This is a genomic window from Zhongshania borealis (assembly GCF_039539625.1).
In the GTDB taxonomy this organism is placed as follows: Bacteria; Pseudomonadota; Gammaproteobacteria; order Pseudomonadales; family Spongiibacteraceae; genus Spongiibacter; species Spongiibacter borealis.
This window is the reverse complement of the sequence record NZ_BAABDM010000005.1, coordinates 235168-250200: the sequence shown is the minus strand read 5'-3', so window position 1 is coordinate 250200 and position 15033 is coordinate 235168. Positions and strand designations below refer to the sequence as shown.

The window sequence follows — 15033 nt, the reverse complement described above, 5'->3', positions numbered from 1 at the left end:
TCCGGCATCACCACGTTAAAGAGTCATTATGAGTAACAACACCGCTATCAATATCTTGCTGTTCTGCCTAGCGGATAATGACGCTGAACAAATCATCGCCTGTTGTCGGCGTGCTGGCCGAGTTGCCCATACCTTAAGCATCGAAACCGGAGAAAAACTGGCAGAAGTCATCGTTGATAAAAAATGGGATGTCCTGATCTTTGATGCCGAGCGCTCACAGCTCGATGCACAGCGTTGCGGCCATTTATTGCGTAAACACAACGCGGATATTTCAGTAATTTATATGGGCGAAGGCGACCCATTAAATCCACCTGATCCCGTCGTCGTTGACATCATCAGCAAGTACGATATTCCTCAACTAGTAAGTGCCGCATTGCGAGAACAGCGCAGCCAAAACCTTCGCCGCGAATTAAAGCTGCGTGAACTCGCCCTCGAAGACGCAGAAGAACGCAATGTATTGTTGCTCGCCGAGCACCTAGATCCCCTCGCGTACATTACAGACGGCATGGTCATTTACGCCAACCAGCCCTTTTGTGAGCATATGGGGAATGAGGACTTAGAAGGCTTTCCCATCGTCGACTTGATTACCAACAAGGATCAAGCACGCTTTAAAAACGCTCTAAAAAAGCAGCAACAAAACAAGGATCAGCAGCAACTCGAAATCAGCTTCGCGCACAGCGGTGGTCACGAAGTAAAAACCATGATTACTTGCAATAGCGCCACCTATGACGGCGAAGAGTGCATACAGCTAAGCTTACAAAATAACGACAGCAATAATCAGATCAATGGTTTAGATCTGAGCACGCAAATGAGTAATAAATACCGATTCCAGGAGATCTTACAGGAATTTATCGAAAACGAGCGCAATAGCGACTCATCACTAGTACTGCTGTCCATCGACCGCTTTAGTAAACTACGCCAAAGCTCGAGCCTACTAGACGTTGAAAACGTCATCGAGGCCATCAGCAAACACGTGCGAGAAAACCTACCAGCACAATTCTACGGCCGTGTTGCCGACGATATGATCGCGGCCATATGTCATCACGTAGGTAGTGACACCGCTTTAGAAATGGGACAAGAACTTTGCAAAGCCATTGAAAATGACATTTTTGAAGTCAAAAAGAAGTCTCTGCAATGCACTGTTAGCATTGCGATTACATCGATCAACCATCTCACACCGCCGCGAGCCGGCATATTATTAGACACACTGTTCCACGGCGTCGAAAAAACGTACCTCGCCGGCGGGAACAAAGCGGAAATCTACTACCGCGAGCGCCAACAACTCAGCACTGTAGAAGCAGCAACTTCAATCGCCGATGAAGCTTTAAGTAGGGGCCGGTTAACGCTGCTATTCCAGCCGATGATCAATCTCGGCAATGCCGATGGTGACCACTACGAAGCCTCTTTGGATATTAAGGACTGGGTCGAGGGTGAGGTCACCGCAGGTGAGCTACTGCGGGTCATTGAGCAAGAACCCGAAAACAATAAACTAGATCACTGGATTATTGTTGAAGCCACCAAACAACTCGCCAAAGAGCGGCAAACCGGCCACGATCTAAAGCTGATCATCAATCTCAGCGGTAATGTGTTTCATGACCCTGAATTTTGCTCTTGGCTCAGTGTTGCGTTTAAGGCCGCTGGCTTACCGCCGTCGTCAGTGATACTGCAATTCAACGAAGAAAGTATTGCCAACGCCTTAAAACCGGCTCTGAATTTTGCTCAGCAGCTACAAAAAATGGGCTCTGCACTTAGCGTCAGAAACTTTGGTCGCGCCAAAAAGGGCAATAAATTTTTATCGCACCTTCAGCCGCACCTAGTTAAACCCGGGTTCAGAAAGACAGATACACCAAGTAATGAGCAAATCAAAGAAATTGTTGAGCAAGCCAAAGTATTAAGAAGCAGAGTACTGATCCCCAATGTCGGCAGTGCCGCGACCCTAGCCATGCTTTGGCAACTAGGGCCGGATTTTATTCAGGGCAGCTATGTTAACGACCCAATGCCGAGCATGAGCTACGAATTCGCTTCATTTAACTAGCGAGTTCGACGTGCCACGGCCCGCAGGCTGTGGCGCATCTTAATTGGTGTGGCGATCACTGATTCCAAGCAGATAAAGAATTCCATCTAACCCTAAGGTCGAGATGGATTGCTTGGCATTTTCCCGAACAATCGGTTTAGCCCGAAAGGCGATTCCCAATCCTGCAATACTCAGCATAGGCAAATCGTTCGCCCCATCGCCAACGGCAATGACCTGCTCCATATTCAAGCTTTCACGCTGCGCAATCTCGCGCAACAACTCGGCTTTGCGCTGACCATCAACCACTATACCCTCAACCTCACCGGTCACTCGCCCATCGCGAATGACCAACTCGTTAGCATGAACATAATCAATGCCAAGCTTTTGCTGCAAGTAGTGACCAAAGTAAGTAAAACCGCCGGACAGAATAGCCGTTTTGTAGCCCAGCTGTTTCAGTGTTGAGACGAGCTTCTCGGCGCCTTCGGTAATTTTCAAACTCGCCGCAATGCCCTCAAGCACTGACTCGTCCAAACCTTTTAGTAAAGCGACCCGCGCCTTAAAGCTCTCGGTGAAGTCAATTTCGCCGCGCATGGCACGCTCCGTAATTTCTGCAACCTGAACGCCAACGCCCGCGGCTTTGGCTAGCTCATCAATTACCTCGGCCTCAATTAGGGTCGAGTCCATGTCAAAAGCCACCAAGCGCCGCGTTCGACGGAACATATTATCTTCTTGATAGGCAACATCAATATCTAGCTCGCTGGCGAGATGAAGCAATTCGCGCCGGAAGTCCGAGGCATCGACTAAATCCCCGCGAACTGACAGTTCAACACAGGCTTTAGACTGCTGCGCCACGCCCTCCAAGGGCACGCGACCTGATAAGCGATCAATACGGTCAATATTAAGTTCATAGCGCGACACAATGTCTGTAACGCTGGCAATGTGTCGCCCCGTTATCTTTCGAGCCAGCAAGGTCACTATATGACGCTGCTTGCCCTGCCCTGTTACCCACTGGTTATAACTCTCGGGGCTAACAGGTAAGAAGCGCACTTGCATTTGCATTTCATGGGTGCGGAACAGAATATCTTTCAGAATACTCGCCGCCTCGGCACTGGCAGGCACCTCAACGAGTAAGCCCAAGGATAAGTTGTCGTGTATTACCGCTTGACCAATATCGAGGATATTCACCCCATGGTCAGCTAGAATACCGGTTATGCTACTGGTTACGCCCGGACGATCATCTCCGGCAATATTAATCAATATGATTTCGTTCACACCACCCCCTACGGTAATCGGCGTATTGTAGCGGTTGATCGGATTACACCCAAGTGCCGCGAGCCTTGATATACTCGCAACACAAATAAAACCTCTAATTCCGGATGGAATGATAGTAAATGCTAAAGCAGCTCCTAAAGCTCCCCTTGTCAGCCAAATGTGGATTAATTACCGCGTTAATATGTGCAATCGCTGGCTTGACCTTATTGCTGACCAGCATGACCGCCAGCAAACAGATATTACTGGAAACCACCCGAATGATCGGTCAGCAGTGGACCAATCAGCTCGCATCGCAAAGCCAGCAAGCGCTATTACGTAACGATAAAGTCAGTCTACAAGCTATTTTGCAGGACTATATCAATAGTCCGCTGATCGTCTACGGAAGCATTGCGAACGCGAGGGAAGAAGCGGTCGCGGAAGCTGGGCACTGGCGCCCTGAAAACTTAAATTACGAAGCGCAGGTCGCCGCCGACGGCCGCCTCGGCCTCGTTAAATTGTCACTTAGCCGAGAATTGATTGGCGACGAAATTCGTGACTTAGGCAAAACACTCCTGATCCTAACCGGCCTACTCGCGTGCTTTAGCTACGCGATTGTCGCCGTTCCCCTACGCCGAATAGAGGAGCTATTAGAGCTAGCCAGAGCCCGCCTAGCGCAACCGCTGCGCAATGATGAGTGCGCGTACCGCGGTACTGACAGCTTAGGTAAGCTTTTAGAAGAAATTCACAACCCGCAAATTCGGCTAAGCAAACTCGGCAAAAATCGCTTTAAAGACTACTATGTGCTGCATTGTCACTGGCAAGCCTACGACTCACTACAAGCGCAAATGGCACCCGACAGTTTCCGCGAACATATCCGCACTAGCTATGCCCGAGGTGAAGCGATTGCACGCCTCTACCACGCCGACATCGTGGTGCATCGCCACAATGCTATTAGCCTGCGTTTTTTTGAAATTGCGGACACCGATCACCCACTTTTCCGCGCATTGTGTTGCGCCGAACTCTTTCAAAAACTCGATAAAATTCTACGCAGCCGCGCTGGCATCGCGCATATTCTCGGCGAAGGCGATCACTGGGAATGTGCTGCCAAGGAATGTGCCGCTATCGATCAATTACACACGGCCACCGCGGAAGGCAGGAGCACTTGGCTAGACAAAAACAGTCGGCAACACGAGCGGATTGAGGCTTGGGGAGACTTCCGGGGCAACCAGGTCATCGGCATGAAGTCACCGTATAGTGACTTACTTGAACGCCAACAGACTCAGCTTAAAAAGCTGAGTCTAGAGTCATTCAAACAAGACAACATACGGCAACAGGAAGACCAAGCACGCAGCCCTAATTAATTAGGGCTAATGGTTTCTAGCGCATCTACTTTCTGGAAGCCTCTTGGCAATTTATGGCCCCGGCGCCCGCGTTCACCGACATAATGCTCTAGCTCGGCAAATTTGAGTGACAAATGTCGCTTACCCGAAATCACTTTAAGAATATCGCGCTCGCCAAATATCGCTATCGCAGTCACATACTCTTCTCGGCTAGCAAGTCGCGCCGACGGAATACCAATCATCTTATTACCTTTACCACGAGGCATAACCGGCAATTCTGTGGCTGGGAAAATTAACATACGGCCTTCGGTTGTTACCGCAACCACATAGCTACTTGCCATATCGGCAATAGCAATGGGCGACAACACCTTCGCAGCGGTCGGCAGTGTTAACGCCGCTTTCCCTGCCTTATTCTTGCTCTGCAACTCAGCCAGCTTCGCAATAAATCCATAGCCGGCATCTGATGCTAATAAATAATAACCTTCATCACTGCCCATCATCATGCCCGTAAAACTCACCCCAGAAGGAGGGTTAATACGGCCGGTCAATGGCTCTCCTTGACCGCGCGCCGAAGGCAAGGTGTGCGCGGCAACCGTATAGCTGCGCCCCGTGCTATCGAGAATAATTACCGGCTGATTACTTTTCCCCCGCGCCACCAAGTTATAACGGTCGCCAGATTTGTAACTCAAGGTTACCGGATCAATATCATGCCCCTTGCCCGCGCGAATCCAGCCCATCTCAGACAAAATCACCGTAACTGGTTCAGCAGCAACAAGATCCTCTTCAAGAAACGCCTTGGCCTCGCTACGCACAACAAGCGGGGAGCGCCGGTCGTCACCAAACTCTTCAGCCACTGCTAACAGTTCTTTGCGAACCAATGTTTTCATACGCCGAGTAGAGCCTAAAGTTTGCTCGAGCGAGTCACGCTCTTTCGCCAGTTCATCTTGCTCTCCGCGAATTTTCATTTCTTCGAGCTTGGCCAAATGCCGCAATTTTAATTCTAAAACAGCTTCGGCCTGGGTATCAGTTATGCCAAAGCGCGCCATCAAGACCGGCTTCGGCTGATCTTCTTCACGAATTATCGCGATCACTTCGTCAATATTAAGGAACGCGATTAATAAGGCATCAAGGATATGTAGGCGCTTAAGCACCTTATCCAAACGATACTCAAGACGGCGACGGGTAGTATTAGTGCGAATTTCTAGCCATTCGCTGAGAATCTTATCGAGGCTTTTCACTTGGGGCCGGCCATCGAGGCCAATCATATTCATATTAACCCGGTAGCTGCGTTCAAGATCAGTGGTGGCGAATAAATGATTCATCACCGCCTGCCCATCAACGCGGTTCGAACGCGGAATAATCACCAAACGCGTGGGGTTCTCGTGGTCAGACTCATCGCGCAAATCCACAACCATTGGCAATTTCTTAGCCTGCATCTGCGCTGCAATTTGCTCAAGCACTTTTGAACCAGAGGTTTGGTGGGGCAACGAGGTAATAACAATATCATCGCCCTCTTCCTGCCACAGCGCCCTCATACGCAGTGAACCACGCCCCGTTTCATAAATTTTACGCAGGTCTTCTGGCGGGGTAATGATTTCTGCATCAGTGGGGAAATCAGGGCCTTTAACGTGCTCGCACAACTCTGCCACTGAGGCATTCGGCGCATCCAGAAGATGAATACAAGCACTGACCACTTCGCGCAAATTATGGGGCGGAATATCTGTGGCCATACCTACGGCAATACCGGTAGTGCCATTCAATAGGATATTCGGCACGCGCGCCGGCATCGTGGACGGCTCATCCATGGCACCATCAAAATTAGGGACCCAATCCACAGTGCCCTGCCCCAGCTCACTTAATAGCACCTCTGCATATTTCGTCAGCTTCGACTCGGTATAACGCATTGCGGCAAAGGATTTAGGGTCATCTGGCGAACCCCAGTTCCCCTGGCCATCAATAAGCGGATAACGGTAGGAGAAGTCCTGCGACATCAACACCATCGCCTCGTATACAGCGCTATCGCCATGGGGGTGGAACTTACCTATTACGTCACCCACGGTACGCGCCGACTTCTTATATTTGGCACTGGCCTTCAGGCCTAGTTCGCTCATTGCGTACACGATCCGTCGCTGCACCGGTTTTAAACCATCCGCAATATTGGGCAGTGCGCGATCTAGGATAACGTACATGGAATAATCCAAATACGCCTTCTCGGTGTAACTCTTTAGTGGCATTTGCTCGACGCCGTCAGCGCCAATCACGATAGTTTCCGACATACGGTCTTATTTAATCCTTAAACAATAATGCTTATTTAATATCACTCATCGATACGACCAGCAATGCCGAACTAATCAACATTCCCCACCGTACGGGTAATTACGAAGGGTTTATTCCGCTCAGGCCCCTATACTTGATTAAAAGTTGATCAAAGGAGATCTGAAATGGCCGCCCCAAAAGTAGTTAGACTAGCAGAATATCGTCAGAATACGCAGCAGATGCATATTGACGACATTAGCGCCCAGGCATTTCTATTTCTTCAAGAACAGGCGCAAGAACACGACTTACCAATGCGAGCGTTGCTCAGAGAGCATTTGCTTGGCCTAGCCTGCGTCGTAAAAGCTGTTGAAGGCCTCGATGAAGCGCAAAATTGGTTAGCCATGATCAGCGATGAAATCAATCACGGTGGCTCTATCGAAATTCAGTAAACGCCTCAATGTGCGGTGGTTTTCTTTTCACCGCAACGTTCACATAGATATACCGTCACTAATTTCCCCTGCTTTACATCAAACTGCTTAGCTTTATCAACTCGCCACTTGTGATGCCCTTCACGACACAAACTGCTTACCGGCTTGCGGCCCGCTGGGCGCTTGGCAAAGGGGATAACCTCACCCATGATATTTCTCCGTTATATTCAGCCCTGCAAAGCTACCACTGGGCGAAATTCACGATTACTATACGCGCCTTGAGATTGCGGTGCGATATCCAATCGCGATAAGGAGACAAGATGAAAATTAGCAAAAATAACGTAGTGTCATTCCACTACGAACTTCGCGATAGCCAAGGCACGGTCTTAGAAGATAATTTTAACGACACACCGTCACTGTATATGCATGGCGCCGATAATATCATTAGCGGTTTAGAAACAGCCATGAACGACCACCAGATTGGCGACGAATTTGAGGTTACACTAGCCCCAGAAGATGCCTACGGTCATGTCGAACCCAATAAGCAGGAACGCATTCCGGCCAAGTACTTGAAACACGAAGGCAAAATGAAACCCGGCCAAGCGATTAGCTTCAATACCGACAAAGGCATGCGCCAAGCGACTGTAGTAAAAGTGGGTAAATTTTCCGTAGATGTTGACCTCAACCATCCACTGGCTGGGCAAACATTGAGCTTTAAAGTACTTATTAAAGACATACGCGATGCTACTGACGAAGAAATTCGCCACCGCCACGCCCATGGTGAAGGCGGACATCAGCACTAGAAAAACTTCTGCCCGGTTTAACGCTCACGAAACAGTAATACCGATAAGAAAATCTAGTCCAAAAAAAACCCCGCATTATGCGGGGTTTTTTGATTAAGCAAGAAAGTAGCGCTTATTCAGCGGCAGGCTCACCTTGCTCTTCAGTTGCCGCTTCCGCCGCAACTTCTTTAATCGACAGCTTGATGCGGCCACGGGCGTCAACGTCTAGGACTTTCACCTGTACGTCTTGGCCTTCGGTCAGGTAATCGCTGACGTTCTCGACACGCTCATCAGAAATCTGTGAGATGTGTACCAGACCGTCTTTACCCGGCAGAATCGTAACAAAGGCACCAAAATCAACGATACGCGCGACTTTACCGGTGTAAATTGCTCCGACTTCAGCTTCAGCAGTAATCGCCAGAATACGGTTAACCGCATCGTCACGTGACGCAGCATCTGAACCGTAAACACGGACAGTACCGTCATCTTCGATATCGATCTGCGCACCAGTCTCTTCGCACATACTGCGAATAGTGGCGCCGCCTTTACCGATGATGTCACGGATTTTGTCAGAATCGACTTTCATCACGTGCATGCTTGGCGCGTTGTCCGACACATCGCTGCGCGAGCTAGCCAAGATTTGATTCATTTGACCAAGAATCAACAAACGAGCCTGCTGAGCCTGCTCCAGAGCAACTTCCATGATCTTCTGGGTGATACCCTCGATCTTGATGTCCATCTGCAACGCAGTTACGCCATCGGCGGTACCAGCTACTTTAAAGTCCATATCGCCAAGGTGATCTTCATCGCCGAGGATGTCGGTAAGAACTGCGAAACGCTCGCCTTCCTTAACCAGACCCATCGCGATACCGGCAACAGGCGCTTTCAGCGGTACACCAGCATCCATCAAGGACAAGCTGCCAACACAGACTGAAGCCATGGAGCTTGAACCGTTAGATTCTGTGATTTCTGAAACAACGCGAATCGTGTACGGGAACTCTTCAACGCTAGGCAATACCGCTTCTAAGCTGCGACGCGCTAAACGGCCGTGACCGATTTCGCGACGACCTGTGCTGCCCATGCGACCGCATTCGCCTACTGAGTAGGGAGGGAAGTTATAGTGCAACAGGAAGTGATCTTTAAACTCACCTTGCAGTGCATCAACAAACTGACCGTCACGAGAGGTGCCCAGCGTTGCCACACCAATAGCCTGAGTTTCACCGCGTGTAAACAGTGCTGAACCATGGGCTTTACCCAATACGCCAACTTCAACGTTGATCGGACGTACAGTGCGACCGTCGCGGCCGTCGATACGTGGCTCGCCGTTAAGAATACGCTGACGTACAATTTGCTTTTCTAGCTTAGCAAAAACGCCCTTCACATCGTCGGCGCTGTACTGCGCATCGTCACCAGTAGCCAAGGCAGCGATAGCTTCATTGCGCAACTCGCCAACTTTGGCGTAACGCAACATTTTGTCTGTAATGCGGTAGGCATCGCCCAAACCAGCTTTAAAGCCTTCAGCAACAGCGCCCAACAAAGCGGTATTTTCCGCTGCTGGCTGCCAATCCCATGATGGTTTGCCCGCGTCTGCCGCAAGCTCTTTAATGGCTTGAATCACAACCTGCATTTCTTGGTGAGCGTATAAAACGCCACCCAACATCTGGTCTTCGGTCAGCTGCTTCGCTTCTGATTCAACCATTAACACTGCGTCTTGCGTACCAGCAACCACCATGTCGAGCATGCTGGTTTTCAGCTGTTCGAACGTAGGGTTGAGGATATATCCGTCTTCGGCTGTAAAGCCAACACGAGCCGCGCCAACTGGGCCAGCGAATGGCGCGCCAGATATAGCCAGTGCTGCGGAAGTACCGATCAGCGCAGCGATATCAGGGTCGTTTACTTTGTCTGCAGACATAACCGTACAGATGACCTGCACTTCGTTCTGGAAACCCTTAGGAAACAGTGGACGAATTGGACGGTCGATTAAACGTGAAGTCAGTGTCTCTTTTTCAGAGGGACGCGCTTCGCGTTTAAAGAAACCACCAGGAATTTTGCCCACAGCATAAGTGCGCTCTTGATAGTGCACAGACAGCGGGAAGAAGTCCTGACCTGGCTTAGCAGATTTTGCTGCTACCACAGTACACAGAACTTGAGTTTGATCGATAGTAACCAATACCGCACCGCTAGCTTGTCTCGCTATACGACCGGTTTCCAGAGTGACAGTTTGGCCGCCCCACTGGAATGTTTTAGTAACGGGATTCACGGAGTAATTCCTCCCAAAATAAGGATGATAAAAGTAATAAGGGGGCCTCTAAGGCCCCCTCACTTATTCTTCTTAGCGACGCAGACCTAAACGCTTGATCAGTTTGCTGTAACGCTCTTGGTTTTTACGCTTCAGGTAGTCCAGCAATTTACGACGCTGGTTAACCATACGGATCAAACCACGACGTGAGTGGTGATCTTTTTTGTGGCCTTCGAAGTGGCCTTGTAGCTTGTTAATGTTGACAGTCAGTAGCGCAACTTGCACTTCTGGAGAACCAGTGTCGCCTTCGGCGGTTTGGTAGTCTTTAACAACTTCAGCTTTCTCGATAGCAGATAATGCCATTTTTACATTCCTTAAGTACGAATATGCGTTTATCAATCGAGCCTGACCGCGCATATTTACAGTCAGGTTCGGAAGCCTTAAATACATTCAAGGCTTCATTTTCCTATTACGCGCCCTATTTTCGTGACGGCTACGTAAAATCAGCCGCGCATTATCCCATAGTTGAGAGCAAACGACGAGGAGTAACTCGCCCATCGTCTAAAATTTCACCAATTCCCATGAATTCGCCGCTGTCTTTACTTAATAGCACAACCAAACCTTCCGAGGGTGCACCTGATATTTGCACCGCCTGGCCTTGCCGCACGTAGTAGGCCGCTGTATCACCAAGAATAAGCGTATTCATGTGTCCCAATGCATCGGTAATTGGCAGCAATAACGCATCTAAACCTTCAAAATCACCGGCATCACGCAGTGCTTGAATCGCCTCTGTGGTCACCACTTGCTGCTCGCAAAATGGCCCGGCCTGCAAACGACGCAAGGTTGCTACATGCGCACCAACACCCAAAGCCGCACCCAAATCTTCGGCCAAAGAGCGTATATACGTGCCCTTAGTACACACCACTCGAACCACCGCCTGCGCCAAAGGCCCCGCAGTAAATGACTCTAGCTCAAATTCTCGGATTGTCACCGGCCGCGCTTCGCGTTCAACAGTGATCCCCTTACGTGCCAGCGCGTACAGGGGCTTGCCGTCACGTTTCAATGCTGAATACATCGGCGGCACCTGTAAAATATCGCCACGCAACTTATCAATCTGAACCTCGAGCTGCTCCGCCGTTATGTTTGAAGCATCCTGCTCGGCCAATATTTCACCTTCGGCATCACCGGTATCGGTTTGTTGCCCGAACACAAAGGTGCTGCGGTATTCTTTATCCGCATCGAGTAAATACTGGGAAAATTTGGTAGCCTCACCAAAGCAAACCGGCAGTACACCGGTAGCCAAGGGATCAAGAGCGCCAGTATGACCGGCTTTTGTAGCGTGGTAGATAGCGCGGGCGACAACCATCGCACCATTTGAAGAACGACCAGGGGGTTTATCCAGCACCAAAATGCCGTTAATCGGTCGCCCTTTACGAGCTTTTGCCAAAACTATTATTCCCCGTCGTCTTCCGGGTAGCGGCTACGGTCTGCTGCAACCGCATCCTGAATCAATTTACTAATGTGCTGGCCGCGATTAATACTGCTATCGTAGTAAAAGCGCAATTGCGGGGTAGTCCGCGCATTATTGATTTTAGCCACTTGGCTACGCAAAAAGCCTGCGGCCTTATTGAGCACAGCCAAAGATTCCTTGGCTTCTTCAGCAGAGTCTTTACCCATAACCGTCACGTAAATTTTGGCGTGGCTCATATCGCGACTGACTTCTGCATCAATCACGCTAACCATGCCCAGACGCGGATCCCGCAGCTCTTTCTGGATAAAACTACCCAGCTCTCGCTTTAGGAAATCCGCAATACGTGCTGTGCGACTAAATTCTTTCAATTTACCTTATACCCCAATGCGCTAGCCCTTAAAGGCTACGCGCGATTTCCTTCACTTCATAAACCTCGATCTTGTCACCGGGGCGTACGTCTTTGTAGTTCTTCACGCCGATACCACACTCAGTACCGTTTTTGACTTCGTTGGCATCGTCTTTAAAGCGGCGCAATGATTCGAGTTCACCTTCGTAAATCACCACATCTGCGCGCAGAACGCGAATTCGCTTATTGCGATAAACCGTACCCTCTACCACCATACAGCCGGCGATATCGCCAAATTTAGGTGAACGGAATACGTCGCGGACTTCAGCAATACCGACAATTTCTTCGCGCATTTCTGGGCTAAGCATACCGGTCAGGGCCGCAGTTACGTCATCAATCACATCGTAAATTACGCTGTAATAACGCAGATCGACACCTTCGTTCTCAGCCAATTTACGGGCAGTGGAATCTGCACGAACATTAAAGCCGAACATCACCGCGCCAGAAGTCAGCGCCAAGTTTACGTCTGTTTCAGTAATACCACCGACACCGGCAGAAACAATATTGACGTTAACTTCTTCGTTACCAATATCCATCAAGGACGCTTGCAGCGCTTCCAATGAACCGCGAACATCGGTTTTTAGAACGATATTCAAAATCCGGCGCTCGGCAGTTTCCATGCTTTCAAACATACGATCTAGCTTGGCCGCTTGCTGACGCTTAATACGCTGCTCTCGCTCGCGAACCTGACGGAAGTCAGCGACTTCACGGGCACGCTTATCATTTTCAACGACCACAAAGCTGTCACCCGCATCTGGGGTACCATCAAGACCGAGAATCTCAACAGGAATCGACGGACCAGCATCTTTTACTGGCTTGCCGTTTTCATCCATCATGGCGCGAACTCGACCGCTGCACTGACCAGCCAAGACAATATCGCCCTGCTTAAGCGTACCGCTCTGAATCAGCAAAGACGCAACCGCCCCACGACCTTTATCCAAACGAGATTCGATAACCAAGCCCTGCGCTGGCAGATCAGGCGCCGCCTTCAACTCCAGCAATTCGGCTTGTAGCAATATCGCATCGAGGAGTTTATCAATACCTTCACCAGAATGAGCAGACACGTACACAAACTGCGTGTCGCCGCCCCACTCTTCTGAAATAACATTGCGCTGAGAGAGCTCGTTTTTAACACGCTCTGGATCAGCACCCTCTTTATCCATCTTGTTCACTGCAACAACCAGCGGAACGCCCGCAGCTTTTGCATGGGTAATCGCTTCTTCGGTTTGCGGCATAACGCCGTCATCCGCTGCAACTACCAAGATGACAATGTCAGTACTCTTAGCACCGCGAGCACGCATTTGCGTAAATGCCGCGTGACCTGGCGTATCGAGGAAGGTAATCATGCCGTGGCCGGTTTCTACATGGTAGGCACCGATGTGCTGAGTAATACCACCTGCTTCGCCGCTGGCAACCTTGGCTTTACGGATATAATCGAGCAGCGAGGTTTTACCGTGGTCTACGTGACCCATAACGGTAACCACTGGCGCACGCGCAACCATAGTACCGGCGCCTCGAGCACCAAGTGTCTCTTCCAAGGCCTCTTCTACAGCATCCTCAGAAACCAGCTTAACGGTGTGCCCCATCTCCTCAACAACTAGCTGAGCAGTGTCCTGATCAATTGGCTGATTGATGGTAACCATCAATCCCATCTTGATCATTTCTTTAATAACTTCAGCGGCTTTTACTTTCATTTGCTGAGCAAGTTCAGCGGCAGTAGTGGTTTCGCCTACATTAACGGCATAGACGATTTTGTCGGTCGGCGCGTTAAATGCGTGACGCTGAGCGTCATCGGGGAGTTTAAGTGTCTTTTTCTTACGACGACCGCCACCAGCAAAGTTGCCGTCGAAATCGTCACGCTTATTACCACGCGCCTTGCCACCTTTGCGACGCGGACGATCATCATCTCCGGCAGCGGCGGGTGCTGCTGCAGCGCGACGGTGATGACGCGGTGCGGGTTTATCATCACCAGATTTGGTTTCGGCAGCAGCAGGTGCTGGGCCAGCTCCTTTATCAGGGCTTGGCGCTGCAGCTGCTTTTTTGCGCGCTACGCGCTCTTCTTCTTCACGTTTTTTCTCGGCAACCACAGCAGCGCGACGCTCTTTAACACGCTCTTCCTCTGCCTTGCGGCGCAATATAGCGCGCTGGCGAAGTACTTCAGGGTCGACATCTAATACGTTTTCAACCACTTCGCGATATTCGTCAGTCTTGTTCGCTGGCGCTGGTTTAGCCACCTCGGCAACCGGCTCAGCCGCCGGCTTTTCTGGTGCCGCAGGCGCTTCAACTTTAACAGGCTCGGTTTTAACAGGTTCAGCTTTCACTGGCTCGGCTTTCACCACTTCAGGCTCAGGAGTCGGCTCCGGCGCTTTTTCAGCCTCAACAGCAGCGGGTTCCGCCACTTTCTCTACTGGCACTTCTGTAACCGGAGTTTCAGCTACAACGGGCTCTACCGCGACAGTAGCCGCTTTCGGCTCTTCTGTAGACGCAGCTGAATCACCGCGCAAGAGGGCTTCTTCTGCAGCGGCTTCCGCCGCCATTTCCGCCGGATCACGCTTAACGTAAGTACGCTTTTTACGCACTTCGATATTCACTGTTTTCTTACCTGCACCCGAGCCCGTTTTCAGGGTACTCAGGGTTTTACGCTTAAGCGTAATTTGCTGCGGCGCCTCGGCTGATTCTCCGTGGCTCCGCTTCAAGAAAGTCAGCAAGGTTTGCTTGTCTTCATCGGACACAGCTTGTTGAGCAGCACTGTGTGACAGGCCCGCTTCTTTCATTTGTCGCAGCAATCGCTCGACAGGTGCGCCAACGACTTCTGCTAGCTGGCTCACGGTAACTTCAGCCATTCA

The 15033-nt window shown here is 50.3% G+C and carries 12 protein-coding genes; 4 read left to right on the top strand and 8 right to left on the bottom strand.

The annotated features are described in order from the left end of the window. Positions 1-28: 28 nt before the first annotated feature. Positions 29-2035 carry an EAL domain-containing protein gene (locus ABD836_RS14195; RefSeq protein WP_344937104.1) on the top strand — a complete coding sequence of 669 codons (2007 nt, stop codon included), beginning with the start codon at positions 29-31 and terminating at the stop codon, positions 2033-2035. 39 nt (positions 2036-2074) lie between these two features. On the opposite strand, the gene serB is transcribed toward ABD836_RS14195, so the two are convergent. Further along, positions 2075-3286 carry a phosphoserine phosphatase SerB gene (gene serB / locus ABD836_RS14190; protein WP_344937102.1) on the bottom strand — a complete coding sequence of 404 codons (1212 nt, stop codon included), beginning with the start codon at positions 3284-3286 and terminating at the stop codon, positions 2075-2077. 119 nt (positions 3287-3405) lie between these two features. Here serB and ABD836_RS14185 point away from each other — a divergent pair, with 119 nt between their 5' ends. After that, entirely contained in the window at positions 3406-4626 is a 1221-nt protein-coding gene (locus ABD836_RS14185; protein WP_344937099.1) for a hypothetical protein, read from the top strand. Here ABD836_RS14185 and parC read toward each other — a convergent pair. Beyond that, positions 4623-6881 (bottom strand): DNA topoisomerase IV subunit A, encoded by a 2259-nt coding sequence (gene parC / locus ABD836_RS14180; RefSeq protein ID WP_344937097.1) that lies wholly within the window; start codon positions 6879-6881, stop codon positions 4623-4625. The two genes, ABD836_RS14185 and parC, sit on opposite strands and share 4 nt — an antisense overlap. A 165-nt stretch (positions 6882-7046) precedes the next feature. Here parC and ABD836_RS14175 point away from each other — a divergent pair, with 165 nt between their 5' ends. After that, on the top strand, positions 7047-7310 hold the full coding sequence (locus tag ABD836_RS14175) for a hypothetical protein (RefSeq protein ID WP_344937095.1): 264 nt from the start codon (positions 7047-7049) through the stop codon (positions 7308-7310). 5 nt (positions 7311-7315) lie between these two features. Here ABD836_RS14175 and ABD836_RS14170 read toward each other — a convergent pair whose 3' ends face one another. Further along, positions 7316-7498 (bottom strand): hypothetical protein, encoded by a 183-nt coding sequence (locus ABD836_RS14170; protein WP_344937093.1) that lies wholly within the window; start codon positions 7496-7498, stop codon positions 7316-7318. A gap of 111 nt (positions 7499-7609) precedes the next feature. Here ABD836_RS14170 and ABD836_RS14165 point away from each other — a divergent pair, with 111 nt between their 5' ends. Then, positions 7610-8092: an FKBP-type peptidyl-prolyl cis-trans isomerase gene (locus ABD836_RS14165; protein ID WP_344937092.1), complete on the top strand. Its 483-nt coding sequence runs from the start codon at positions 7610-7612 to the stop codon at positions 8090-8092. Positions 8093-8204: 112 nt separating this feature from the next. Here ABD836_RS14165 and pnp read toward each other — a convergent pair whose 3' ends face one another. From pnp to infB, 5 genes are all read right to left on the bottom strand, one after another. Further along, positions 8205-10331, bottom strand: a complete 2127-nt coding sequence (pnp, locus tag ABD836_RS14160) for a polyribonucleotide nucleotidyltransferase (protein WP_344937090.1) — start codon at positions 10329-10331, stop codon at positions 8205-8207. Positions 10332-10403: 72 nt separating this feature from the next. Beyond that, the gene (gene rpsO, locus ABD836_RS14155) at positions 10404-10673 is read right to left on the bottom strand and encodes a 30S ribosomal protein S15 (protein ID WP_344937088.1); all 270 of its coding nucleotides are present in this window, start codon (positions 10671-10673) and stop codon (positions 10404-10406) included. A gap of 151 nt (positions 10674-10824) precedes the next feature. Further along, complete coding sequence (gene truB / locus ABD836_RS14150) at positions 10825-11757, bottom strand: tRNA pseudouridine(55) synthase TruB (RefSeq protein WP_344937086.1); 933 nt, start codon at positions 11755-11757, stop codon at positions 10825-10827. Positions 11758-11762: 5 nt separating this feature from the next. Further along, the gene (gene rbfA, locus ABD836_RS14145; RefSeq protein ID WP_344937085.1) at positions 11763-12149 is read right to left on the bottom strand and encodes a 30S ribosome-binding factor RbfA; all 387 of its coding nucleotides are present in this window, start codon (positions 12147-12149) and stop codon (positions 11763-11765) included. Between the two features lie 28 nt (positions 12150-12177). After that, positions 12178-15030 (bottom strand): translation initiation factor IF-2, encoded by a 2853-nt coding sequence (infB, locus tag ABD836_RS14140; RefSeq protein WP_344937083.1) that lies wholly within the window; start codon positions 15028-15030, stop codon positions 12178-12180. Positions 15031-15033: the final 3 nt, after the last annotated feature.

Bases quoted from the DNA above. Each gene is read 5' to 3' on its own strand.
- ABD836_RS14165 (WP_344937092.1), top strand. From the start codon at position 7,610: ATGAAAATTAGCAAAAATAACGTAGTGTCATTCCACTACGAACTTCGC.
- ABD836_RS14185 (WP_344937099.1), top strand. From the start codon at position 3,406: ATGCTAAAGCAGCTCCTAAAGCTCCCCTTGTCAGCCAAATGTGGATTA.
- ABD836_RS14195 (WP_344937104.1), top strand. From the start codon at position 29: ATGAGTAACAACACCGCTATCAATATCTTGCTGTTCTGCCTAGCGGAT.
- ABD836_RS14175 (WP_344937095.1), top strand. From the start codon at position 7,047: ATGGCCGCCCCAAAAGTAGTTAGACTAGCAGAATATCGTCAGAATACG.
- parC (WP_344937097.1), bottom strand. From the start codon at position 6,881: ATGTCGGAAACTATCGTGATTGGCGCTGACGGCGTCGAGCAAATGCCA.
- rpsO (WP_344937088.1), bottom strand. From the start codon at position 10,673: ATGGCATTATCTGCTATCGAGAAAGCTGAAGTTGTTAAAGACTACCAA.
- ABD836_RS14170 (WP_344937093.1), bottom strand. From the start codon at position 7,498: ATGGGTGAGGTTATCCCCTTTGCCAAGCGCCCAGCGGGCCGCAAGCCG.
- infB (WP_344937083.1), bottom strand. From the start codon at position 15,030: ATGGCTGAAGTTACCGTGAGCCAGCTAGCAGAAGTCGTTGGCGCACCT.